The sequence below is a fragment of the Streptomyces rectiviolaceus genome (genome assembly GCF_039533825.1).
GTDB lineage: Bacteria > Actinomycetota > Actinomycetes > Streptomycetales > Streptomycetaceae > Streptomyces > Streptomyces rectiviolaceus.
Genome location: NZ_BAAAUG010000040.1, coordinates 13,080 through 34,877 on the forward strand (window position 1 = coordinate 13,080; position 21,798 = coordinate 34,877).

General features: G+C 68.0%; 26 protein-coding genes. 20 read left to right on the top strand and 6 right to left on the bottom strand.

Going from position 1 to position 21,798, the window contains the following annotated elements:
* The first annotated feature begins 15 nt into the window (after window positions 1-15).
* From ABD378_RS44180 to ABD378_RS13520, 5 genes are all read left to right on the top strand, one after another.
* Window positions 16-96: a putative leader peptide gene (locus ABD378_RS44180; protein ID WP_351007875.1), complete on the top strand. Its 81-nt coding sequence runs from the start codon at window positions 16-18 to the stop codon at window positions 94-96.
* Between the two features lie 156 nt (window positions 97-252).
* A complete protein-coding gene (locus ABD378_RS13505) occupies window positions 253-1,098 on the top strand; it encodes a sulfurtransferase (RefSeq protein WP_344520958.1) in 846 nt (281 codons plus the stop codon).
* A gap of 43 nt (window positions 1,099-1,141) precedes the next feature.
* Window positions 1,142-1,429: a DUF1416 domain-containing protein gene (locus ABD378_RS13510; protein WP_160505842.1), complete on the top strand. Its 288-nt coding sequence runs from the start codon at window positions 1,142-1,144 to the stop codon at window positions 1,427-1,429.
* Window positions 1,430-1,664: 235 nt separating this feature from the next.
* The gene (locus ABD378_RS13515) at window positions 1,665-3,314 is read left to right on the top strand and encodes an IS200/IS605 family accessory protein TnpB-related protein (RefSeq protein ID WP_344520959.1); all 1,650 of its coding nucleotides are present in this window, start codon (window positions 1,665-1,667) and stop codon (window positions 3,312-3,314) included.
* Between the two features lie 61 nt (window positions 3,315-3,375).
* Window positions 3,376-3,639, top strand: a complete 264-nt coding sequence (locus tag ABD378_RS13520) for a DUF3099 domain-containing protein (protein ID WP_245238742.1) — start codon at window positions 3,376-3,378, stop codon at window positions 3,637-3,639.
* On the opposite strand, the gene ABD378_RS13525 is transcribed toward ABD378_RS13520, so the two are convergent.
* On the bottom strand, window positions 3,633-3,995 hold the full coding sequence (locus ABD378_RS13525) for a DsrE family protein (protein WP_344520960.1): 363 nt from the start codon (window positions 3,993-3,995) through the stop codon (window positions 3,633-3,635). The genes ABD378_RS13520 and ABD378_RS13525 overlap by 7 nt on opposite strands.
* Window positions 3,996-4,266: 271 nt before the next feature.
* On the opposite strand from ABD378_RS13525, the gene ABD378_RS13530 reads away from it, so the two are divergent.
* Genes ABD378_RS13530 through ygfZ form a run of 3 tightly spaced genes read left to right on the top strand, consistent with a single transcriptional unit; the run spans window position 4,267 to window position 6,318 of the window.
* The gene (locus tag ABD378_RS13530) at window positions 4,267-4,839 is read left to right on the top strand and encodes a heme-binding beta-barrel domain-containing protein (RefSeq protein WP_344520961.1); all 573 of its coding nucleotides are present in this window, start codon (window positions 4,267-4,269) and stop codon (window positions 4,837-4,839) included.
* A 32-nt stretch (window positions 4,840-4,871) separates the two neighbouring features.
* Entirely contained in the window at window positions 4,872-5,318 is a 447-nt protein-coding gene (locus ABD378_RS13535; RefSeq protein ID WP_344520962.1) for a Fur family transcriptional regulator, read from the top strand.
* A 34-nt stretch (window positions 5,319-5,352) separates the two neighbouring features.
* On the top strand, window positions 5,353-6,318 hold the full coding sequence (ygfZ, locus tag ABD378_RS13540) for a CAF17-like 4Fe-4S cluster assembly/insertion protein YgfZ (protein ID WP_344520963.1): 966 nt from the start codon (window positions 5,353-5,355) through the stop codon (window positions 6,316-6,318).
* A 21-nt stretch (window positions 6,319-6,339) separates the two neighbouring features.
* On the opposite strand, the gene dtd is transcribed toward ygfZ, so the two are convergent.
* Window positions 6,340-6,777 (bottom strand): D-aminoacyl-tRNA deacylase, encoded by a 438-nt coding sequence (gene dtd / locus ABD378_RS13545; RefSeq protein WP_344520964.1) that lies wholly within the window; start codon window positions 6,775-6,777, stop codon window positions 6,340-6,342.
* 186 nt (window positions 6,778-6,963) lie between these two features.
* Here dtd and ABD378_RS13550 point away from each other — a divergent pair, with 186 nt between their 5' ends.
* The 3 genes from ABD378_RS13550 (at window position 6,964) to ABD378_RS13560 (ending at window position 9,990) form a co-directional block, all read left to right on the top strand.
* The gene (locus ABD378_RS13550; RefSeq protein WP_344520965.1) at window positions 6,964-7,599 is read left to right on the top strand and encodes an RsiG family protein; all 636 of its coding nucleotides are present in this window, start codon (window positions 6,964-6,966) and stop codon (window positions 7,597-7,599) included.
* A gap of 60 nt (window positions 7,600-7,659) precedes the next feature.
* A complete protein-coding gene (locus tag ABD378_RS13555; RefSeq protein ID WP_344520966.1) occupies window positions 7,660-8,637 on the top strand; it encodes an asparaginase in 978 nt (325 codons plus the stop codon).
* Window positions 8,638-8,709: 72 nt separating this feature from the next.
* Window positions 8,710-9,990: a GNAT family N-acetyltransferase gene (locus tag ABD378_RS13560; protein ID WP_344520967.1), complete on the top strand. Its 1,281-nt coding sequence runs from the start codon at window positions 8,710-8,712 to the stop codon at window positions 9,988-9,990.
* A 76-nt stretch (window positions 9,991-10,066) separates the two neighbouring features.
* Here the strand turns inward: ABD378_RS13560 and ABD378_RS13565 are convergent, their stop codons facing one another.
* The gene (locus tag ABD378_RS13565) at window positions 10,067-10,252 is read right to left on the bottom strand and encodes a hypothetical protein (RefSeq protein ID WP_344520968.1); all 186 of its coding nucleotides are present in this window, start codon (window positions 10,250-10,252) and stop codon (window positions 10,067-10,069) included.
* Between the two features lie 207 nt (window positions 10,253-10,459).
* Between ABD378_RS13565 and ABD378_RS13570 the strand changes: the two genes are divergently transcribed.
* The gene (locus ABD378_RS13570; RefSeq protein WP_344520969.1) at window positions 10,460-11,371 is read left to right on the top strand and encodes a FadR/GntR family transcriptional regulator; all 912 of its coding nucleotides are present in this window, start codon (window positions 10,460-10,462) and stop codon (window positions 11,369-11,371) included.
* Here the strand turns inward: ABD378_RS13570 and ABD378_RS13575 are convergent.
* On the bottom strand, window positions 11,368-11,556 hold the full coding sequence (locus tag ABD378_RS13575; protein ID WP_344520970.1) for a hypothetical protein: 189 nt from the start codon (window positions 11,554-11,556) through the stop codon (window positions 11,368-11,370). The genes ABD378_RS13570 and ABD378_RS13575 overlap by 4 nt on opposite strands.
* A gap of 125 nt (window positions 11,557-11,681) precedes the next feature.
* On the opposite strand from ABD378_RS13575, the gene ABD378_RS13580 reads away from it, so the two are divergent.
* From ABD378_RS13580 to ABD378_RS13610, 7 genes are all read left to right on the top strand, one after another.
* Window positions 11,682-12,572 carry a GntR family transcriptional regulator gene (locus tag ABD378_RS13580; RefSeq protein WP_344521015.1) on the top strand — a complete coding sequence of 297 codons (891 nt, stop codon included), beginning with the start codon at window positions 11,682-11,684 and terminating at the stop codon, window positions 12,570-12,572.
* Window positions 12,573-12,601: 29 nt separating this feature from the next.
* Complete coding sequence (locus ABD378_RS13585) at window positions 12,602-13,327, top strand: HAD family hydrolase (protein WP_344520971.1); 726 nt, start codon at window positions 12,602-12,604, stop codon at window positions 13,325-13,327.
* A 165-nt stretch (window positions 13,328-13,492) separates the two neighbouring features.
* Window positions 13,493-14,356 carry a GntR family transcriptional regulator gene (locus ABD378_RS13590; RefSeq protein WP_344520973.1) on the top strand — a complete coding sequence of 288 codons (864 nt, stop codon included), beginning with the start codon at window positions 13,493-13,495 and terminating at the stop codon, window positions 14,354-14,356.
* A gap of 226 nt (window positions 14,357-14,582) precedes the next feature.
* Complete coding sequence (locus tag ABD378_RS13595; protein ID WP_344520974.1) at window positions 14,583-15,476, top strand: winged helix-turn-helix domain-containing protein; 894 nt, start codon at window positions 14,583-14,585, stop codon at window positions 15,474-15,476.
* A complete protein-coding gene (locus tag ABD378_RS13600; protein WP_344520975.1) occupies window positions 15,425-16,213 on the top strand; it encodes an HAD family hydrolase in 789 nt (262 codons plus the stop codon). The genes ABD378_RS13595 and ABD378_RS13600 overlap by 52 nt, the downstream gene beginning before the upstream one ends.
* A 94-nt stretch (window positions 16,214-16,307) precedes the next feature.
* Entirely contained in the window at window positions 16,308-18,155 is a 1,848-nt protein-coding gene (locus ABD378_RS13605) for an HAD-IA family hydrolase (RefSeq protein ID WP_344520976.1), read from the top strand.
* Window positions 18,156-18,281: 126 nt separating this feature from the next.
* A complete protein-coding gene (locus ABD378_RS13610; protein ID WP_344520977.1) occupies window positions 18,282-19,070 on the top strand; it encodes an ATP/GTP-binding protein in 789 nt (262 codons plus the stop codon).
* Here ABD378_RS13610 and ABD378_RS13615 read toward each other — a convergent pair.
* Both ABD378_RS13615 and ABD378_RS13620 read right to left on the bottom strand, forming a co-directional pair.
* Window positions 19,051-19,797: an ABC transporter permease gene (locus tag ABD378_RS13615; protein ID WP_344520978.1), complete on the bottom strand. Its 747-nt coding sequence runs from the start codon at window positions 19,795-19,797 to the stop codon at window positions 19,051-19,053. The two genes, ABD378_RS13610 and ABD378_RS13615, sit on opposite strands and share 20 nt — an antisense overlap.
* Complete coding sequence (locus tag ABD378_RS13620; RefSeq protein WP_344520979.1) at window positions 19,790-20,812, bottom strand: ABC transporter ATP-binding protein; 1,023 nt, start codon at window positions 20,810-20,812, stop codon at window positions 19,790-19,792. Before ABD378_RS13620 ends, ABD378_RS13615 begins: the two co-directional genes overlap by 8 nt.
* A gap of 203 nt (window positions 20,813-21,015) precedes the next feature.
* Here ABD378_RS13620 and ABD378_RS13625 point away from each other — a divergent pair, with 203 nt between their 5' ends.
* Complete coding sequence (locus ABD378_RS13625; protein WP_425583838.1) at window positions 21,016-21,738, top strand: TetR/AcrR family transcriptional regulator; 723 nt, start codon at window positions 21,016-21,018, stop codon at window positions 21,736-21,738.
* Window positions 21,739-21,798 lie beyond the last annotated feature (60 nt).

The window sequence follows — 21,798 nt, forward strand, 5'->3', positions numbered from 1 at the left end:
CTTACGATCGGACGCATGCAGCGACAGGCGGACCTCACGAAGCGGCGGGCAGTAGACCTGTGCCGCGTCGCCGCCATGCTCTGTCGCACCTTCTGAGCGGGAGCTCCGACTCCCGTATCCCCCCGGCCCGTTGACCTCGTCAGGGCCACCCCGTGCCGCGTACGACGCGCCACCGCGCAATCACAGCCCGTACCCGGCATCCCCTCGCACAGCACCGCAGCCCCGCCGCAACTGCCCCGGAGGAGAAGAAGTATGAGCCGCAGCGACGTCCTGGTAGACGCCGACTGGGTCGAGGCCCACATCGACGACCCGAAGGTCGCCATCGTCGAGGTCGACGAAGACACCTCCGCGTACGACAAGAACCACATCAAGAACGCGATCCGCATCGACTGGACCGACGACCTCCAGGACCCGGTCCGCCGCGACTTCGTCGACCAGGAGGGCTTCGAGAAGCTCCTGTCCGGCAAGGGCATCGCGAACGACACCACCGTCGTCCTCTACGGCGGCAACAACAACTGGTTCGCGTCCTACGCCTTCTGGTACTTCAAGCTCTACGGCCACCAGGACGTGAAGCTCCTCGACGGCGGCCGCAAGAAGTGGGAGCTCGACTCCCGCGACCTGGTCGACGGCGACCAGGTCCCGCAGCGCCCGGCCACCTCCTACAAGGCCAAGCCCCAGGACACCTCGATCCGCGCCTTCCGCGACGACGTCGTGGCCGCGATCGGCGCGCAGAACCTGGTCGACGTCCGTTCGCCCGACGAGTTCAGCGGCAAGCTGCTCGCCCCGGCGCACCTGCCGCAGGAGCAGTCGCAGCGTCCGGGCCACGTCCCGTCCGCGCGCAACATCCCGTGGTCGAAGAACGCCAACGACGACGGCACCTTCAAGTCGGACGACGAGCTCAAGGCCCTCTACGAGGACGAGCAGGTCGACCTCGCCAAGGACACCATCGCGTACTGCCGCATCGGTGAGCGCTCGGCGCTCACCTGGTTCGTCCTGCACCAGCTGCTCGGCCAGACCAACGTCAAGAACTACGACGGCTCCTGGACCGAGTACGGCTCCCTCGTCGGCGTCCCGATCGAACTCGGCGCCAACAAGTAACCCTCCCCGAACCCCCGCAGTGACCAGTTAAGGACGAACGCATATGTGTGGAGCGAAGGCCGGCGGACCCGACGCCTCGACGATCAAGCCCGGCGAGACCACCATCCAGGGCCAGGTGACCCGCGACGGCGAACCCGTCAGCGGCTACGTGCGCCTGCTCGACTCGACCGGCGAGTTCACCGCCGAGGTCCCGACCTCGGCGACCGGCCAGTTCCGCTTCTACGCGGCCGAGGGCACGTGGACGCTGCGCGCCCTGATCCCGGGCGGCACGGCCGACCGCACGGTCGTGGCGCAGACGGGCGGCCTCGCGGAGGTCGCGATCGCCGTCTAGTTCTTGACGCACCTGAACGGCCGGAGGGCCGCATCCCTGGGGGTTGGACGCCTTTCCAGAATCGGGATGCGGTCCTTCGTGCCGTTCGACGCCAGAATTCGCTGGGCCAAAAGAGTGACCTCCCTTCTCGCGCTTCGTTGAGCTGTTCGATGGGCGTACACAGGAGGGGGAGGGCGTGGTGGAGCGGTCTCCCTCCGGCCTGCGTGTTCTTACTCCGCCCCGCTTGACTGCTCCCTTGCCCGGACTGGCGGTGCAGACCCGGTTGCGGCTCTCAGAGCGTGACGAGTTGATCCTGCGTGAACTCGGAGGTCTGCTGTCGGAGCTGGCCGTGCGAGATCTGGCTCAGCGGGCGTTCTTGGGCGAAGACCAATCGGCTGCGGATTTCGCACGTCGTAAGCGAGAGCTGACTGCCCTGACCTCCTCTCGCTGGGCGGGGACGATCGTCCGGCGCTCCAACGAACAGTGGGAATTGTCGCGCCGTGGTCAGACCGCCCACCTGCACCAGCTCACCACAGCGATCGCTGCGATCGAGGGGCGTCTCGCGGTTCCGGTGGCGTCCTGTGATGTGCCTACCCGTACGCGGGGGTACCCGACTCAGCAGGTAAGAGCTGCCAAGCAGCGGCGTCTCCAGCATCTGAGCGCAGTTGCCGCACGGGTCGCCGCCGATCTCGCGGCGGGGAGAGTGCGCGTGGTGCGCGGCGGGAAGGATCTGTTGCGCAACCGTCTGCACCTGGATGAGTCCGGGGTGGACTTGGTCCGGTGGAGGCGGCGTTGGAGTGATGCACGGACTCGGATCGAGGCCGACGGGGAGTCGGGCAAGACCTTCGGTAACCAGTCGATCCAGATCAGCCCGCAGGGGTCGGTACTGATCAAGCTGCCTCCCGAGCTCGCAACCCGCCATACCGCGTCCTGTGATCGTTTCGGTCGCTATCGACTGGACGCCACCTGCGCGTTCGCGTATCGGGATGCCGATTGGCGCTCACACGTCGCCGCGCACCGGAGTGTGGGCTACACGATTCGCTTCGATGCCGATCGCTGCATTCTCACCGCCGCTTTCACGCCTCTCCGTGCCCAACTGCCGGCCGGAATGGACGACGAGCAGTTGATGAAGTCGGCTCTGGCCGGTGGGGTGGTCGGCGTCGATCACAATGCCGACCATCTTGCCGCTTGGCGTCTTGACGCACATGGCAATCCCGTGGGGCGTCCCGAACGCGTCATGGTCGACTACCACGGCTCCGCCTCGAGGCGCGACGCCCAGATTCGGCATGCCTGCAGCACTCTGATTCGCCATGCCAAGAACGTCGGGGCCACCGCTCTGGTCATTGAGGATCTGGGATTCGACACCGCCCGTGAAACGTGCGGTTGGACGGGGCGCGGCGGGCGGCGTTTCCGGGCTCTTGTGGCGGGGATGCCAACGGCGAGGTTCGCTGCCCGGCTGGTTGCGATGGCGCACCGGGCGGGCCTGGCCGTGATCGTGGTGGATCCGGCCTATTCCAGTCGTTGGGGAGCCCAGCACTGGCGCGGGGCCACCAGTACGAAGTCGAACAAGACGTCCCGACATGACGCTGCGGCGATCGTGCTCGGGAGGCGTGGCCAGGGCTTGGGCGCGCGGCGCAGGGCAGAGAAGACCGTACTCCGCAAGAAGACGGAAGCCGCCCGCAGTGGGTGCGTGGGAGCGCATTCCGGGGCCGGTACGGAAGACCATCGCCCGCCCGTGTCAGTACTCCAGCCTGCCTCGGTCGCGCGCTCAGGGCCCAAGTTCGCCCCGAGGACGGCGTACACGATGCGCCTCGCCGACGGCGCCGGACAGAGGTCCAGCCCGCCCAAGACCGTTCGGGGCGGGCCATCGAGTGGGGTCCCGTATCCGGTACCTCGCAGCACTTGATGATCAGGAACGGTTGGACGCCACTGGAACGGGGTGCGGTTCTTCGGCTTACGCTGGACGTATGTACGCGCGAAGGCGGCACGCCTACTTCGCCATGATGGGGACGTGCATCGCGCTCTTCGTCCTGGCGTGGGGCGTCGTACGGCTCTGGTCCATCCCTGTCGCCGTCGGGATGTGCGTCGTGGCGATGGTGATCCCGCCGGTCGCCGCCATGGTGGCCAACCGGCGAGGTCCTGATGACCGCTGGTGGGACGACCCCTCGGGGGACTCGAAGTCCGACGAGTGGTGGGACGAGCTGGACGGGAAGCGGCGGCCCCGTCAGTAGACGAGCGCCTGCGTGCCCTCGGACATGGCCTCCTGGACGAACACCTGCGCGCCCGCGATCCGCACCCCGTCGATCACGTCCTTCTCGGTGATCTCGCGGCGCGCCGCGCACTGCGTGCAGAGCGTGATCCGGCCGGCGGCCACGATCGAGTCGATCAGGTCGGGGAGCGGCGCCGCGTGCGGCAGTTCGAACTCCGCCGCGCGGCCCGGCAGTGCGAACCATGCGGACTCACCGGTCAGCCAGAGGGAGACCTCGACGCCGCTGGCCACGGCCACGGCCGCCACCGTGAACGCCTGCGAGCAGCGCTCGGGGGCATCTGCGCCTGCGGTCACCTTGATCACGAGCTTCTTCGCCATGGCCGCATCGTATGGCCATCCACGCGGTCACCCGTAAGGCCACCTCGCAGAGAGGGGCGGGGCGCGCACGACTAGAGTGGGAGCGGCTCTGATACCTGCCCCAATAGCTCACCGAGGAGCACCCCGTGCTTGAGGCCTTCTTCTCCGCCCTGCTGGTTCTGGTCTGCGTCGGCGTCATCGCCTTCACCGGACTGTCCGTGAAGAAGCTGTACCAGGGTCAGCGCTGAGCCCCGTACGCCCGTACGTCACCTAGAGATCGCCTGAGCTTCCCATGATCGAGATTCCGTCCGACCTGCACCCCGACCTCGTGCCCCTCGTTTGGCTCCTCGGCAACTGGGCCGGCGCGGGTGTCACCGACTTTCCCGGCGCCGAGAAGGCGAATTTCGGCCAGGAAGTGTCCTTCACCCATGACGGGCGGGACTTCATCGAGTACCACTCGCACACGTGGGTGCTCGACGCCGAGGGCAACAAGGTCAAGCCCCTGGAGTCCGAGTCGGGCTTCTGGCGCATCGACAAGGACCGCAAGGTCGAGACCGTGATGGTCCGCGACGACGGCGTCGTCGAGGTCTGGTACGGCGAGCTCGCCGACCAGAAGCCGCAGATCGACCTGGTCACGGACGCGGTCGCCCGTACGGCCGCCTCCGGCCCGTACACCGGCGGCAAGCGTCTGTACGGGTATGTGAAGGGCGACCTCATGTGGGTCGGCGAGAAGCAGACCCCCGAGGTGCCGCTGCGGCCGTACATGTCCGCGCAGCTGAAGAAGGTCGTCTCGCCCGAGGACGTCGCCGAGATGGCCAGGGGCCTTGGCGATCTGCCGGACGACGGCATCGCCTTCTTCAAGTAGGCCACCGGCCGGGTGGGCCTAGACTGGCCGGTGTGGCGAGCACCGATTCCGACTGGAAGAGCGACCTGCGACAGCGCGGCTACCGCCTGACGCCGCAGCGTCAGCTTGTCCTCGAAGCCGTCGACACCCTTGAGCACGCGACCCCCGACGACATCCTCTGCGAAGTGCGGAAGACGGCGTCGGGGATCAACATTTCCACGGTGTACCGCACCTTGGAGCTCCTGGAGGAGCTGGCCCTTGTCAGCCACGCGCACCTGGGGCACGGTGCGCCGACGTACCACCTCGCGGACCGCCACCACCACATCCACCTGGTGTGCAGGGACTGCACGGACGTCATCGAGGCGGATGTCTCGGTGGCCGCGGAGTTCACCGCGAAACTGCGGGACACCTTCGGTTTCGACACGGATCTGAAGCACTTCGCGATCTTCGGGCGCTGCCAGAAGTGCTCCGCGGGGCCGAACGCCCCCGGTAAGGAATAAGAACGCTCCCTACCGGGTCGTAGTGTGGGTGAACATGAAGAGCCCCCTCCTGTCCCTGCCCGGCGCCGTCCCCGCCGAGGGCGTGGACGAAGGCGTCGCCGCCCACTACGGCGATCTGTTCCGTGAGCAGCGCGCCCTCGCCGACGGCACCGGTTTCGTCGACCTCTCGCACCGCGGTGTCGTCACCGTCTCCGGACCCGACCGGCTGAGCTGGCTGCATCTACTGCTCACCCAGCACGTGACCGAGCTGCCCGTCGGTCAGGCCACCGAGGCGCTGATCCTCTCCGCGCACGGCCACATCGAGCACGCCCTCTATCTCGTCGACGACGGCGAGACGGCGTGGGCGCACGTCGAGCCCGGCACGCAGGACGCGCTGGTGGCGTACCTGGAGAGCATGAAGTTCTTCAACCGCGTCGAAGTCGCCGACCGCACCGAGGAGTTCGGGGTCGTGTACCTCCCGGCCGGTTCGATCGCCGCGGTGCCTGACGGCGCCGTCGTACGCGAGACGGCGCACGGCCGCGACCTGTTCCTGCCGCGGGCCTCTCTCGAGTCGTACGCCGCCGAGAGCGGCCCCGCGATCGGCCTCCTCGCCTACGAGGCGCTGCGCGTGGAGGCGCACAGGCCGCGGCTCGGCTTCGAGACGGATCACCGCACGATCCCGCACGAGCTGGGCTGGATCGGCACGGCGGTGCATCTGCAGAAGGGCTGCTACCGCGGCCAGGAGACGGTCGCCCGCGTCCAGAACCTGGGCAAGCCGCCGCGTCGCCTGGTCTTCCTGCACCTGGACGGCAGCGAGGTGCACCTGCCGGTGCAGGGCACACCGCTGTACCTCGCGAGCGAGGGCGAGGAAGGACGCAAGCTGGGCTTCATCACCACGGCGGTACGCCACCACGAGCTGGGCCCGATCGCCCTGGCCCTCATCAAACGCAACGTACCGCTGGACGCGGAGCTGGTCGCGGGCACGACGGCGGCGGCGCAGGAGGTCGTGGTCGAGCCGTAGCCCTGGCCCCGTCACACCCCGTCACATCTCCAGAAGCACCGTGAACGGGCCGTCGTTCGTCAAGGACACCCGCATCTGCGCGCCGAAGCGCCCGGTCGCCACGGTGGCGCCCAGCGAAAGGAGTTGGGCGACGACCTCGTCGACCAGGGGCTCGGCGACATTGCCGGGCGCGGCGGCGTTCCAGGTGGGCCTGCGGCCCTTCCTCGCGTCGCCGTACAGCGTGAACTGGCTGATGACCAGCAGCGGGGCGTCGATGTCCGAGCAGGACTTCTCGTCGGCAAGCATCCGAACGGACCAGAGTTTGCGGGCCAGTTGGGCCGCCTTCTCCTTGGTGTCCTCGTGGGTCACCCCCACCAGGACGCACAGTCCCTCGCCGTTGATCTCGCCGACCGTCTCGGGCCCGTTCTCGCCCTGGACGACGACGCTCGCTCCGTCCACCCTCTGCACCACAGCACGCATATGGCCCATCATGCCGTGCTCCATACGGCCCGGATGCGCCGGATGCGCCGGATGCGCCGCCCATGAGGTTGGCCTGAACCCCCCATCTGGGGCCGATTGGGGGCACTCGCTCACATAGCGGCCACGGGTGGTGGCACGATGCTCACACGCGGTGTACCGCGCCGGTCGAGGGGACGGTAGAGCCACATGAGCACACCAAGTACGGGGCAGCCGCCCGGACCTGTGTCGCTGACCCGCATGAGCGCTGCGCGACGTACGAACGTGCCGCGCCCGCCCACGCAGCGCACGGGCAGTGCGGTGCTGCCCGAGCAGCCCGCGCACGACCTGGCCGCGCTGCTCCTGCGCGAGCTGCGTGAGCTGCGCAGGGACGCCCAGCAGAACGAGGCGGACCTGAGCTATGTCCGGCGCCTCCTCCAGGGGCGGATCGACATCCTGCGGGCGGAGGTCGCGCGCCGTAAGGACCCGGCGGCGCCGGGTCCCGAGGGGCCGGGTCCTGAGGGGTCGGTCGTGCACCGGCTCTCGGAGATCCTCACGGACGCCCCGGCCCGGCACCGCTCGTCGGCCCGGCATGTGACGCTCGGCACGCCGCACAGCGCGGAGTACGGCCTCCTGGCCACGGAGATGCTCGCCGAGGTCGAGCTCTCCGACCTGGACGCCCGTACGGACGACGAGCTGCACACGGCCATGGGGCGGCTCATCCGCTACGAACAGCAGGTTTCCCGGCGCCGCCAGCAGCTGCAGCGCACGGCGGACGATTGCAGCGCGGAGATCGCCCGCAGGTACCGTGAAGGCGAAGCACAAGTAGACGACCTGCTCGCGTGACCCGGTGATCCCGGCCTCCGCGGGCGGCAGCCACGCCACCCCCGCCCCGGAAGGCCGAAGATGACCTCGACGTCCGCCGAGTCCGCCGCCACCCCTGTCATATCCCCGGTCCTCGCCGAGGTCGTACGTTCCGGCTTCGTAGAGGGCCGTCACAGGGGAAGCCTGGTGCTGCTCGCGGCGGACGGCAGTGTGGAGCTCGCGATGGGGGACGTGACGGCTCCCGTCTTCCCGAGGTCCGCCAACAAGCCGATGCAGGCGGCGGCGGTGCTGCGGGCGGGGCTCGACCTGTCGGGCGAGCGGCTCGCGCTGACCGCGGCGAGCCACTCCGGGGAGGTTTTCCACCGGGATCTCGTCCAGAAGATGCTGGCGGAGTACAGCCTGACGGCGGCGGACCTGCAGTGCCCGCCCGACCTCCCGCTGGACGCGGTCGAGGCCGAGACATATCTGGCGGCGGGTGCCGTTCGTGACCGGGTCACGATGAACTGCTCCGGCAAGCACGCGTCGATGCTGGCGGTGTGCGAGCTCAACGGCTGGCCCACGGATTCCTATCTGGACCCGCTCCACCCCCTCCAGCAGCTGATCCTCCAGGTGGTCGAGGAAGCCGCGGGGGAGAAGGTGGCGGCCGTCGGTACGGACGGCTGCGGCGCCCCCCTGATGGCGATCTCCCTGACCGGCCTGGCCCGCGCCTTCCGTCACTTCGTCCTCGCCGCCGATGGCACGGCCGAGCGCCGGGTCGCGGACGCGATGCGCGCCCACCCCGAGTACGTCGCCGGCACCCGCCGCCCCGACACCTGGCTCATGCGGGAGATCCCCGGCGCCCTCTCCAAGATGGGCGCCGAGGCGGTCCAGGCCTTCGCGCTGCCGGACGGCCGCGCGCTGGCCTTCAAGGTGGACGACGGAGGGATACGGGCCCTTGGTCCCGTCCTGGCCCGTGCGCTGCGGCTGGCGGGCGTGGAGGCGGACGTACTCGCCCGCGTCGGACACACGCCGCTGCTGGGCGGCGCCGCCGAGGTGGGGGAGATCCGGGCGGCGTTCTAGGCCCTGCGGGGCTTGAGCGGCCCCTGGTATATCCGGGTGCGCCGCCTGCCCCGGCGGTTTTAGCGTGGGCGTATGAGCGATCTTGATGTCAGGGCCATCACCGAGGACGAACTGCCGGAGTGGATCAGGGCCGTCAACGCCGGGTTCCTGCGGCCGTTGGCGAAGGTCTCCGACGAGGTGGTCGCCAACCGCAGGGAGAGCTTCGACTTCGGCCGCAACCAGGCCGCCTTCGACGGCGAGCGTGCCGTCGCGACCTTCAGGTCCTTCCCGCAGCAGCTCACCGCCGTGGGCGGCGCCGCCGTCCCCGCCGACGCCATCGCGAACGTCACCGTCTCCCCGACACTCCCCCAAGCTCTTAAGGAGCAGGGGGACCCCCATCGCCGCGGCCTCCTCAGCCGCATGATGGCCGCCGACCTCACCGCGGCCAAGGAGCGCGGTGACGTCGTCGCCACGTTGATCGCCGCCGAGTACCCGATCTACGGGCGCTACGGCTTCGGGCCCGCCACCACCAGCGCCGAGTGGACCATCGACGTACCGCGGGCCGGGCTCGATCCCCGCTGGGCGGGTCCGGAGGACGGTGCCCGCATCGACCTCGTGGACGGCGGCGACGTACGCAAGGAGGGCCCACCTCTGCACGACCGGCTGCGCGCCTTGCGGCACGGCGTCATCAACCGCGACGAACGCTGGTGGCTGGAGAACACCGGGCAGCGCGTGACCCCGGAGAATCCGTGGACCGAGCCCTTCTACGCGCTCTACCGCTCCCCGTCGGGCGAAGTGGAAGGCCTGGTCACCTACTCGGCGGAGGACAGCTGGAGCGACGGCGCCCAGCCGCAGAACACGGTGAGCGTGCAGCGGCTGATCGCCACCACGCCCGCGGCCGAACGCGCCCTGTGGCACTACCTCTGCTCGATCGACTGGGTCACCGTCGTCAAGTCGGGCAGCCGCGCCCCCGACGATCTGCTCCCGCTCTTCCTGCCCGATCCGCGCGCAGCCCGCCTCAGCAGGCAGGCGGACTGGCTCTGGGTGCGGATCCTGGATGTCGTACGGGCCTTGGAAGCGCGTACGTACGAGGCGTCGGCGTCCCTCGTCCTGGAGATCGGCGACCGTGCGGGCCTCGCGGGTGGCCGCTACCGCCTGGACGCGTCGCCGGGCGGGGCGGTCTGTGCGCCGACCGCGGAACCGGCCGAACTGTCCCTGGGTGTGGGTGAGTTGGGGACGCTGTGGCTGGGTGACGAGTCCGCCGTGCGGCTTGCGGAGGCGGGGCGGGTGACGGAGGAGCGGGTGGGCTCCGCCGCTGTCGCCGACGCCTTGTTCCGTACGTCCCGGCGTCCGTGGTGCCCGGACGTCTTCTGATCTGTCCACGTGATGTGCTGATGGCTGACCGGACTCCCGGCTCCCCTCCGGATGGGAGCCCGGTCAGCCAGCTCTGTCAGCCCGACTGGGCGAGCAGCAGGACGAGGATCGCAGCCCCGACGCCGCTGATTTTGGTGTTCTTGGCCTTGATGCCCACGGTCAGCAGGACGAAGGCGACGATGCCCATCGGTCCGTACTTCCACTGGATGAGCTGCTCGAATCCGATGGCGAGGGCGGCGATGACGATGGCGATGAGCGGCATGACGTTCCCCCTTTTCGGGATGGGGCGGCGGGCCCCGTCCCATCAGGTCGGTCGCCGTCCGGTGGGCAACCACTGGAGGCCAACCCCTCGGGGGTCCTGCCAGGTTGCCTAAGTTGGCGACCAACTTCATCTGAGTTATCTCCGCGATGGCGCGATTCATAACCACCTTCCGAGCAACTCCCCAAAGATGGCGCGAAGTTGTACTGTTTGGTTGTGACCCCGGAACCTGCCCCCGTCAACGGGATGAAGAGGCCGCACAGGTCTCACCAAGAGGTGGCCGACGAGCTGCGCGACCGGATCAGGTCCGGGGCGCTGCGGCCGGGTCAACGCATGCCGACCCAGGCGGAGTTGGCCGACGAGTTCGGTGTGGAGCGCGGCGCGATACGTGAGGCGCTGCGTACCCTGCAGGGCGAGAACCTGCTGGCGAACGTGTCCAAGGGGAGCCCCGCCACGGTCGCCGATGCCTCCAGGCAGGCGCTGTCCGGGCACGGCGGGGTGACGCCGCAGCCCACCATGGTCGGCCTGGCCCCGCGCATCGCCGCCGCGTTCCAGGCCGACCACGTGGAGATCGACGCGCTCTGTCTGACCTCCATCTCGCTCACGATGGCGATCGGGGAACCGCTCCGTCAGATTCACGCCGGACAGCGGAAACCGGCCAAGGTCACCGTCCGGGTGCTGCTGCCGAGCCGCAGCATCGACCTCGCCTTCCCGGCGCCGGTGGACAGCGGGGACGACGAGGGCGGGCAGGTGCACAGGCGCTGGCTGGACCAGCGGAACGCGCAGGGGCAGGTGCTGCGCCACAACCTCAGGGCGCTGCGGGCCTCGCACGGCATCGACGTGCAAGTCTCGTTCCGTGCGCTGCCGTTCACGCCGCCGGTGAAGCTGTACCTCATCAATGGTTCCGAGGCGCTCTTCGCGTACTACACCCTGACCAAGCAGAGCGAGCAGATCGACCACGAGCCCTTGGAGATGTACGACGCCCAGGGCGCGCAGTCGATGCTCTTCCCCTTCCATCAGGGCGACGGCCTGCGGGACACGACGTTCGTGGAACAGTCCCATCTGTGGTTCAACGCGCTCTGGGGCACGATCAGCCAGGACCTGGAGCTGGCGGGCGGCTAGCCCGCGGGCCCGGTCATCATCAGTGCGAGAACGACGGCGCCGATGGAGCTGCAGGTGGGGCTCTTCGCCTTGATCCCGACGGTCAGCAGCAGAAGTCCGATGAGGCCGGTGGCCCCGTACTGCCACTGCACGAACTGTTCGAGGGTGATGGCGGACACGGCTGCGAGGAGGGCGAGGACGGCCATGGTGGTTCCCCCTTCTGCCATCTCGGGTGAGTTGGCAACCAACTTCACTTGAGTTGTCCCCACTTGGTCCTATGTCATAAACAACTTCAAGACAACTGCCCTGAGATGGTGCTGAGTTGTATCGTCTGGTCGTGACCCAGGAGAACGTTGCAGTGAACGGCAGCAGAAAACTCACCCCCCAGGACATCGCCGACACCCTCCGCGACCGCATCCGCTCCGGCGACCTCAAACCGGGCGACCGCCTCCCCACGCAAGCGGTGCTCGCGGAGGAGTTCGGCGTGGAACGGGGGACGGTGCGGCAGGCGCTGAAGACACTGCAGGGCGACGGACTACTGGCCAACGTGAGCAAGGGGAGCCCGCCACGGATCGCGGCGGATCCGCCGGGGGCGACGTCGGCGGGGGTGGAACCGCAGGCCTCGATGGTCGGCCTCGCGCCACGGCTCGCGGAGGCGTTCTCGGAGCCGCAGGTGCGGATAGATGTGGTGTCGTACACGGCGGAGACGCTGATGATCGCGCTGGGGGAGCCGGTGCGTCTCATCCACGAAGACCGTATCCGCCCCGACTCCATCAACGTACGCATCCTGCTGCCCAGCAGCGACATCAGGCTCGCCTTCCCCCGGCCGACCGAGGGGCAGGACGACGAGGGCCGCGTGCACCAGCGATGGCTGACGCAGCGCAACGCTCAGGGGCAGGTACTGCGCCATAACCTGCGTGCGCTGCGGGTGTCGCACGGAATCGACGTGGACGTGTCGTTCCGAGCGCTGCCGTTCACGCCGCCGGTAAAGCTGTACCTCCTGAACCAGAGGGAGGCGCTCCTCGCCTACTACACGGTCGAGCGCAGCACGCTGGATATCGGCAGCACAGAGATGGAAGCGTTCGACGTCTCCGGGCTGAAGTCACCCCTCTTTTCCTTCGAGAAGAACGCGGCCCCCCGAGACGCCGCGTTCGTCGAAGAGTCCCAGAAATGGTTCGACGCGCTCTGGGCAACGATCGCGACGGAGCTGACCCTCTCTTAGGGACTGCTGTTATGAGGCAGGCTGAGTCAATGGCAGAGGACACCGAGAATCTGCGAGAACTGATCGTACGGGCCCGCTTCGTACTCTTCGACTTCGACGGCCCCATCTGCCGGCTGTTCGCCAGGCATTCGGCGGAGCGGATCGCCGCGGGCATGGTGCGCGGGTTCGAGGAGCGCGGTCTGCGCGGGCTGCCGCCGGAAGAGGTGCTGGAGCAGGCGGACCCCCAGGTCGTCATGCGTGCCGTCGCCGCCAGGCATCCCGGAAGCGATCTGATCACCGAGATCGAGGAGCAGCTCACCCAGGAGGAACTGAAGGCGACGGCCACCGCGTATCCCACGCCGTACGCCGATCCGGTGATCCAGACCTGGGTCAGCGTCGACGCCCGGCTCGCCGTCACCACCAACAACTCCGCACGTGCGGTGACGAAGTACCTGGAGTCGCGCAACCTCGTGCACTGCTTCGCCCCGCACATCTACGGCCGGACCCAGAACCTCGACCTGCTCAAGCCCGACCCGTACTGCGTCAACCGCGCCCTGGGGGCCATGGGCGCCGCCCCTGCCGCCGCGCTGAGCATCGGCGACGCCCCGACGGACTACGAGGCCGCGATGCGGGCCGGAGTGAGCTTCCTCGGCTACGCACGCAACGCTCGCAAGGAGGAGCTGCTGCGGAACGCCGGGGTCAAGCGCGAGTACATCGTGAGCTCGCTCGCACCCGTGCTCAAGATCCTGCGCAGCCCGACCGACAGCCGCCGCTGAATAGGCCTGCACCATCAGAAGCAGGAAGCCGACCGCGCCCAGGGACATCCAGTTGGTGTTGCGCGAAGCCAGCGCCCAGCAGCACGAGACACAAGAGCCCCACCACTCCGCACCATAGTTGACTGAAACTGGTCTGCTTGTCGGCCGCGGCGGTACGGTCGCTGTGTGAGTGGCGAGCGGCTGGGTGCGGGCGCCAAGGAGTTCCAGCGCGTCCTCGATCAGCTGCGCGAGCGGCTGTCCAACGGCACGTACGGCGTCGGGACCCGCCTGGCCCCCCAGCGCGGTCTCGCCGAGGAGTTCGGCGTTTCGCGTGACACCATCCAGCGGGTGCTGCGTGTCCTCACCCGCGAGGGCTGGATCCAGACCAGGCAAGGCAGCGGCGCACACGTCGTCAAGGTGCCGAGGGTGCACTCGGCGGGCCCCGCGGCGGAACGGGTCCACCTCGGGAAGCTCATCGACCAGACCTTCGAGCACCGCGAGGTCACGCTCGACGTCGCCATGCTGACCTCGGAATCGCTCGACGCCCATATTCGGCTGCAGGCGGCGCGCATCCAGTCCGGGGAGATCCACCCGGAGCGGATCGCCGTCCGGATGCTGCTTCCGTCCGATTCGATCCCGCTGCCCTACCCGCGGGCGAAGAACGACCCGGAGGACCCCCGGCCGCTGGATCGCCAGCGCTCCATCACCCGGGCGCACACACAGTCGCTGCGCCGCGTGCTGAGAGAACTGCAGACCGAGGGCCTGGTGCCTTCCGTGACGGTGGAGCTGCGCCGGGTTCCACTGACACCGACGTTCAAGCTCTACCTCCTGAACGGCGTCGTGGCGCTCTTCGGCCCGTACGAGGTCGTGGAGCGCCACATCCTCATGGACGACGGCGACGAGGTCGAAGCCGTGGATGTTCCCGGCCTCGGTTCCGATCTGATCCACTACGTGAAGGATGAGGCTCCCGGGCCGGAGTCGCAGGGGTCGCTGTTCGTCCGCTCGATGGAGTCCTGGTTCAACTCCTGCTGGGAACTGCTCGCCGAGTGATGCTTGCTGCCGCAAGCCTTGATTCCGACGGTCAGGAGCAGCAGTCCGCGACTATGCCCACGGGCCCCGTACTGCGGCTGGTCGAACTGCTCGAGGGGGGGGTGACGGCGAACGCTGCTGCTAGGAGGGCGAGGGTGGCCATGATGGTTTCCCCTTTCTGCCGTCTCGGGCGAGTTGGCAACCAAATATCGGGCAACTACCTTGCAGCGGCGCGGGGTTGTGGAGCGTGGTCGTGACCCAGGAGAACGTTGCAGTGAACGGCAGCAGAAAACTCACCCCCCAGGACATCGCCGACACCCTCCGCGACCGCATCCGCTCCGGCGACCTCAAACCGGGCGACCGCCTCCCCACGCAAGCGGTGCTCGCGGAGGAGTTCGGCGTGGAACGGGGGACGGTGCGGCAGGCGCTGAAGACGCTGCAGGGCGACGGACTGCTCGACAACGTGAGCAAGGCCAGCCCGCCACGGATCGCGGCGGAGCCACCGGGACCGGCGTCGGCGGGCGTGGGGCCCCAAGCCTCGATGGTGGGCCTGGCACCAAGGCTGGCCGATGCGTTCTCGGAGCCGCAGGTGCGGATAGATGTGGTGTCGTACACGGCGGAGACGCTGATACTGGCGCTCGGTGATCCGCTGCGCCGCATCCACGAGGGACGCATCCGCCCCGAGTCGATCGACGTCCGCATCCTGCTGCCCAGCAGCGACATCAATCTGGCCTTTCCCAGGCCGGTCAACGGGGAGCGCGACGTGGACGGCAGGGTCCACGAGCGCTGGCTCGCGCTGCGCAACACCCAGGGACAGGTACTGCGCCATAACCTCCGCGCGCTGGGGTCCTCGCACGGAATCGACGTGGACGTGTCGTTCCGAGCGCTGCCGTTCACGCCGCCGGTGAAGCTGTATCTCCTGAACCAGAGGGAGGCGCTCCTCGCCTACTACACGGTCGAGCGGGGCACGCTGGACTTCGGCAGCGCGGAGATGGAGGCGTTCGACGTAACCGGGCTGAAGTCGCCCCTGTTCTCCTTCGAGAAGAGCGGGGCCCCCCGGGACGGCGCGTTCGTGGAAGAGTCCCAGAAATGGTTCGACGCGCTCTGGGCAACCATCGCGACGGAGCTGACACTCTCTTAGTGACTCCTGATACGACGCAGACTGAGCGGATGGCAGAAGAGACCGAGAAGCTGCGGGAACTGATCGAACGGGCCCGCTTCGTACTCTTCGACTTCGACGGCCCCATCTGCCGGCTGTTCGCCGGCCACTCGGCCGAGTGGATCGCGAGTGAGCAGGTCCGCTGGCTGGAGGAGCGGGGGCTGCACGGCCTGCTGACCAAGGAGGAGCGGGCACGGCCTGACCCTCATGCCGTCCTGCGCGCGGTCGACCGCAGGCGTCGGGGCAGCGATCTGATGACCGAGCTGGAGGAACGGCTCACCCAGCAGGAGCTCACGGCGGTGACCACTGCGTGGCCCACCCAGTTCGCGGACCCTCTGATCATGACGTGGCACGCCATGGGCGCTCGGCTGGCCGTCACCACGAACAACTCGCCACTGGCGGTCACCAACTACCTGGAAACCCGCGGCATCGACCACTGCTTCACCCCACACATCTACGGCCGAACCAAGGACCTGCACCTCCTCAAGCCCCACCCGCACTGCCTGAACCGCGCCCTCAACGCGATGGGTGCGGAACCCTCCACCGCGCTGATGATCGGCGATGCCCCCACGGACTGCGAAGCGGCCGAGCAGGCCGGAGTGGCCTTCTTGGGCTACGCGCATAACGAGAGAAATGCGAAGCTTCTGAAGGAGTCGGGGGCGGAGTATGTGGTGAGCTCGCTGGAGCCGTTGCTCAGGGTGCTGCGGGGACAAAGCTGATACGTCCCGACCGAGGGATATCCATACTGTTTCGGCAGGGTCCAGAATGTGGCGTGTGGTAAGGGAGAGGTGCTGTAGGCGATAACCTCTCCGGATGTCGTCACCTCTGCCTCGCAGAGCCCATCAGGCACTGGTTCGCCGTCTCGCCGACTCCTATCGGGATCGTCCTGATGGTCGAGTTACGAACGGGCATCACAATGTCAATTACGTCGTCCCGCTCGGCTGGACGCTGGCCCTCCTCCTGTTGATGCCTTTCCGGACGCAGGTCAAGTGCCGGACACCGCTCGCCGGGGTGGAGGTGGTGCCACGAATCTGGCGCAGCGAGGCGCAGCTGCTTTCGGTGGTGACCCGCTACCTCCGTGAAGTACCGCGGTGTGTAGCGGACTTCGGGGACTGGTCGATGCACGCCTACCGCGCGGGGCAGGCTTTGTCCGAGGTGAACCCCGATGGGCCTGTCGATGACGATCTCATGCGGTCTTTCGCAGAGTTCTTCGCCCGGACGGCAGGGATCCCGGAGGAGGAGCTGCCGCCACGGCCTGAGGGCTGGCCCAAGTCCGGTGAGAGCCAGAGCTTCCTCGACTGGCTCATCGATTTCACCGAGGAGCAGGTGCACCGCCCCAACCGGGGACGATTTGAGATGCTCTTCGAGGCCGTGGGTGTCCGGTCCGACGCCGTGACGAAGTTCAAGAGCGATCCCGATCGCCCTGCTCTCACGTCACGCCCTTTCTGCTTGCTGCACACCGACGTCCACCGGGCCAATGTCGTCATCGACAGAGGTGAAGTCATCGTCATCGACTGGGAATTGGCTATATACGGCGATCCTCTCCACGACCTTGCCACCCATCTCGTGCGAATGGGCTACGACAAGGACGAGCAGAAGCGGATGACGAGACTGTGGTCCGAGGCCATGGTGCGCGCGGGCCGCGAGGATATGACGGCGTGCCTTGACGCCGACCTTGGCCTCTATCTGGACTTCGAGTACGCCCAGTCGGTGTTCCCGGACGTCATGAGAGCAGCTTTGGACTTGCCCGCGGATTCTGACGAGAACGACTTCAATGCCGCCGCCCTGAAGGTCTGCAGGGCCTTGCGGCGTGCTACTGAGCCCTTGAAGCTGGCAGACGTACCGGACGAGCGGCAGGTGGCGCGAGCGCTGCGGGACTGGCATGCCACCGACTCCACCGACGGAAGGGGCACTGTGGAAGACGATCAGGTGCGCGAGCCCATCGGAACCGATGAGTTCACAGCACTCGCCGACTGGCTCACACGTACGGCCGACCGTTGTGTGCTCTTCGACTTCGACGGCCCCGTCTGTCGTCTGTTCCCGCACGGATCCTCGGAGAGTGTCGCCCAGAACCTCAGGGACCTGGTTTCCGAGCACGGTTTGGGGGACCGGCTCACGGATGAGGTGAGGAAGACCATCGACCCGCACGACGTACTGCGGGCCATGGATCAAGACCCTCTCGGGCAGAGCCTGGTCGCCGCGCTCGAAGTCCTCCTCACGGAAGGTGAGGTGGCGGCGGCGAGTACGGCCCTGCCCACCCCTGGGGCAGCCGCGCTCATCCTCGCTCTGAAGGCGAGGGGGTGCCGGATCGCCGTGGTGACGAACAATTCACCGAAGGCCGTTGCCGCCTATCTCGCGAGGGAGAGGCTGCTGGATGCGTTCGGGCCGCACGTCTACGGGCGGACGGACCAGCCCAGCCTTCTGAAACCGGACCCGGACTCGCTGAGCCGAGCCCTGGAGGCCCTGGGTTCCGGGGCCGACGATGCGCTGATGATCGGTGACACAGTGACTGACCTGGAGGCCGCCGAGAAGGCAGGGGTCCGCTTCGTCGGCTACGCACGCGACGAGCGCAAGGCAGTGCCTCTGCGTGCCGCTGGAGCCGAGGTGGTCATCACCACGCTTCAGCCTCTGATCGACCTGGTGGAGACGGGCCCTTCCTGACCGGCCACGAACCGGGCACCATGAGCCCCTCCGGATCAACACCTGGGACGCGAGGGGGACTTGGTGGCACGGAGTCGTTCTGTTCGTGAGCGCGCCGTGGAAGGGTGGACGCAGTCGGAGAGCATCGTGACCAGGGTGCTGCTCCTGTCCATCTTCGGCCTTGGACTGGTTGCCCAGTTCGTGCAACCGGTCGGTGACGCACTGGAGGGCAAGGCGTATCTCGGTGGTGCTGTTCTGAGCCTGGTGGGCTACGTGTTGTACAGCGAGGTCCAGAGGCTGAACGCCGCGATGCTTCCCGCCGTCAGAGAGACGGTCCTTACACGTGACCTCCGCCAGCATTTCGACAGAGCGCTGCGGCTGGGCGAAGCTCGCATAGATGCCATCGGATTCACGGGCGAGACCGTGGTCTACCAGATCAGCAGGAGTCTGGAGGACCTCCACGGCGGTGTACGGCCGCGTGTGAGGATGCGCATTCTTGTGCCGGACTTCACCAAGCCGATGGAGATACCCGGCATGCTCAACGGAGAGGGGAAGGCGGAGGACGACGAGGGGTTCCGGGCGGAGTTGCTCGCAAAGGTGCGCGAGTACGAACGCAACATGACGGCCCTTGCCAGAAGGCTGGAAAACGTAGCGGAACTCGACCCGCAGTTCCGCGTCCTGCACATCTCCCCTTTTCTTAAGTTCTGCCTGATCAATGACGAGCAGCTTTTCGACGGGATCTACGACAAAGTGGAGAAGCGTCCCGCGAACGAGCCACCGGACCGACAGGTGCTCGATCTCATGGGCTACCACACGTCTTTGACGCGCTGGCACATCGACGCGGGGCCCGCCGCCAGGGAGAAGTGCACGCAGCGCAAGGAGCTCTTCGAGACGCTCTGGGGCGTAGCGCGTCCCCTCACGCCGTCCGCCTCCTGAACAGCGTGCCCGACGCCGCCACCGAAGCGGCCAGGATTCCCGCGCACCAGGCCAGGGCTATCCAAGGGGTCGCGCCTACCGGCTGGTTGAGGAGTAGGCCTCTCAGGGATTCGATCACCTGCGTCACCGGTTGGTTGTCGGCGAAGCCCTGGAGCCAGCCCGGCATGGTGTTCGTGGGGACGAAGGCGCTGCTCGGGTAGGGGAGGAAGCTCACGAAGAAGGTGAAGCCGCCTGCCGCTTCCGGGGACTTGGCCAGGAGGCCCACCGTTGCCGAAAGCCAGGACAGGGCCAGGATGAAGGCCAGGAGGATGGCTGTTGCGGCCAGCCAGCCCGCGGGAGTCGCCGACGGGCGGAAGCCGATCGCGAAGGCGAGGGCCAGGACCAGGGTCGTGGCGATGAGGTTGCGGGCCACCGAGGCGAAGACGTGGCCCGCCAGGATCTGCGTTCCGCCGATGTCCAGGGAGCGGAAGCGGTCGATGATGCCGCCCTTCAGGTCCTCCGTCACCGCTATCGCCGTGTTCGACGAGCCGAAGCCGGCGCAGAGGAGCAGGACTCCGGGGACCACGTACGTGACGTACGACTGCGTGTCCGTCTTGATCGCGCCGCCGAAGAAGTAGACGAAGATCAGGAGCAGCATCACCGGGAGCGCCATGGAGGTGATCAGGGCGTCCACGTTGCGGCGGCTGATGCGGATCGCTCGGCCGGTCATGATCAGGGCCTCAGGCATGGGTCAGCCCCTTTGACGGGCTCGTGAGGGCCAGGAAGACGTCGTCCAGGCTCGCTGTGCGGACTGTGAAGGTCTCCAACTCCGTGTGGGTCGGGTCCAGTTCGTCCAGCAGGTTTCGTACGTTGCTTGCCTTGCCGTCCGTCGGGAAGCCGAGCGTCAGGGTCTCGGGGGAGTGGTGCGTGGCCCTCGGGGAGAGGCGGAGGTAGGCCTCCTTGGTGATGACCGTCGTGTCCAGGCGGTGGCCCGACAGCAGGGACTTGAGGGTCGATGGCGAGCCCTGCGCCGCGATGACCCCTTCGTGCAATACCGCTATGTGGTCCGCCAGTTGGTCCGCCTCCTCCAGGTACTGAGTGGTCAGGAAGACCGTTGTGCCTTGTGCCGTCAGGTCGCGTACCACCTCCCACATCTCCTGGCGGCTTCGCGGGTCCAGGCCCGTCGTCGGCTCGTCCAGGAAGATGACCTCGGGGTCGCCCACCAGGCCCGCCGCCAGGTCGACGCGGCGGCGCATGCCTCCTGAGTACGTGCGGACCAGGCGGTCGCCCGCTTCCGTGAGGCCGAAGCGGGCCAGGAGTTCGGCTGCCCGGGCGCGGGCCGCCGGGCGGGGCAGGCCCGCGAGCCTCGCCATCATGCGGAGGTTCTCCGCGCCGGTCTGCGTCTCGTCGACCGCCGCGAACTGGCCGGTGAGGCTGATCGCGCGGCGGACCTCGCGGCGCCCCGTACGGATGTCGTGGCCCGCCACCCGTGCCGTGCCCGAGTCGGGCGTGGTGAGCGTGCTGAGGATGCGGACGGCCGTCGTCTTGCCGGCGCCGTTCGGGCCTAGGAGGGCGAAGACCGTGCCGGGCGGGACGTGTAGGTCGATGCCGCGCAGGACGGGTACGGCGCGGCTGTCGGTTCCTGAAGCGGAGGCGTGCTTCTTTCCGTACGTCTTGGTGAGGGCTGTCGCCTCGATGGCCGGAGGCCTTGTGGTGGGTGTGGGTGTGGGTGTGGGCGTGGGTGTGGGTGGCTTGGGTGGCATCTGTGTCCCCGGGGTGGGTGCGTGGGTGGTGTTTTGTCTATTGCGTATGGGCTACGCACTACCGAGTAAGGGTTACGCAGAACTACTATGTGCGTCAAGCACGGCAGCTCAGGAGCAGGAGGCGGCGGCGGACCATGGCGGCAGATGGTGAAGGTGCGCGGGGCGAGGGAACCGCGCGGGGCGAAGGGGGTACGGGGCTGTCCGTGAGCCTCGAGACCGCCTGGGGGCTGCGCGAGCGCCCGTCCAAGGGGCCCAAGCCCGGCCTGAGCCTCGATCGCATCGTTGACGCGGGCGTCGCCATCGCGGCCTCGGAGGGGATCGGCGCGGTCACCATGGGGCGGGTCGCCAAGGCGCTCGGCGTCTCGCCGATGTCCCTCTACCGGTACGTCTCCGCCAGGGATGAGCTGTACGTCCTGATGCAGGACGCGGCTACCGGGACTCCGCCCGAGATGCCCGCCGACGTCACGGGGTGGCGGGCGCGCCTGGAGTGGTGGGCGCGGGCTCAGCGCGAGGTCTTCCGGCGCAATCTGTGGCTCGTGCGCATGCCCATCACCTCACCGCCCGCGTCGCCCCACTACCTGGAGTGGATGGAGCAGGGCCTCGCGGCGCTGGACGACAGCGGTCTGGAGGAGGGCCGGAAGCTTTCCGTGCTGATGCTGGTGGGCGGGTTCGTGCGGAACGAGGTCGTGCTCATGGCTGACCTGGATGCGGCCATGCGGGCGGGGGGCCAGGAGCCCGACGAGGTGATGCGGCGGTACGCGCGCACCATCGACGCGCTCACCTCGACCGAGCCCGGGCGGTTTCCGGCGCTGCGGCGGACTCTTGCTGCGGGAGTGCTCGATGTCGCGGACGCGGAGGACACGGAGTTCGAGTTCGGGATCGGGCGGGTGCTTGATGGGGTGGCGGTGTTGGTGGGGGAGCGGTAGGGCACGGTTCGCGGATTGTGGTTTGTGGTCTGTGGCTCGTCGGGGGGGCGAAAGGCCTGC

Coding starts and splice junctions, on each gene's coding strand:
- ABD378_RS44180 (WP_351007875.1), top strand. CDS start 16: ATGCAGCGACAGGCGGACCTCACGAAGCGGCGGGCAGTAGACCTGTGC.
- ABD378_RS13505 (WP_344520958.1), top strand. CDS start 253: ATGAGCCGCAGCGACGTCCTGGTAGACGCCGACTGGGTCGAGGCCCAC.
- ABD378_RS13510 (WP_160505842.1), top strand. CDS start 1,142: ATGTGTGGAGCGAAGGCCGGCGGACCCGACGCCTCGACGATCAAGCCC.
- ABD378_RS13520 (WP_245238742.1), top strand. CDS start 3,376: ATGTACGCGCGAAGGCGGCACGCCTACTTCGCCATGATGGGGACGTGC.
- ABD378_RS13525 (WP_344520960.1), bottom strand. CDS start 3,995: ATGGCGAAGAAGCTCGTGATCAAGGTGACCGCAGGCGCAGATGCCCCC.
- ABD378_RS13530 (WP_344520961.1), top strand. CDS start 4,267: ATGATCGAGATTCCGTCCGACCTGCACCCCGACCTCGTGCCCCTCGTT.
- ygfZ (WP_344520963.1), top strand. CDS start 5,353: ATGAAGAGCCCCCTCCTGTCCCTGCCCGGCGCCGTCCCCGCCGAGGGC.
- dtd (WP_344520964.1), bottom strand. CDS start 6,777: ATGCGTGCTGTGGTGCAGAGGGTGGACGGAGCGAGCGTCGTCGTCCAG.
- ABD378_RS13550 (WP_344520965.1), top strand. CDS start 6,964: ATGAGCACACCAAGTACGGGGCAGCCGCCCGGACCTGTGTCGCTGACC.
- ABD378_RS13555 (WP_344520966.1), top strand. CDS start 7,660: ATGACCTCGACGTCCGCCGAGTCCGCCGCCACCCCTGTCATATCCCCG.
- ABD378_RS13560 (WP_344520967.1), top strand. CDS start 8,710: ATGAGCGATCTTGATGTCAGGGCCATCACCGAGGACGAACTGCCGGAG.
- ABD378_RS13565 (WP_344520968.1), bottom strand. CDS start 10,252: ATGCCGCTCATCGCCATCGTCATCGCCGCCCTCGCCATCGGATTCGAG.
- ABD378_RS13575 (WP_344520970.1), bottom strand. CDS start 11,556: ATGGCCGTCCTCGCCCTCCTCGCAGCCGTGTCCGCCATCACCCTCGAA.
- ABD378_RS13585 (WP_344520971.1), top strand. CDS start 12,602: ATGGCAGAGGACACCGAGAATCTGCGAGAACTGATCGTACGGGCCCGC.
- ABD378_RS13600 (WP_344520975.1), top strand. CDS start 15,425: ATGGTTCGACGCGCTCTGGGCAACCATCGCGACGGAGCTGACACTCTC.
- ABD378_RS13605 (WP_344520976.1), top strand. CDS start 16,308: ATGTCGTCACCTCTGCCTCGCAGAGCCCATCAGGCACTGGTTCGCCGT.
- ABD378_RS13615 (WP_344520978.1), bottom strand. CDS start 19,797: ATGCCTGAGGCCCTGATCATGACCGGCCGAGCGATCCGCATCAGCCGC.
- ABD378_RS13620 (WP_344520979.1), bottom strand. CDS start 20,812: ATGCCACCCAAGCCACCCACACCCACGCCCACACCCACACCCACACCC.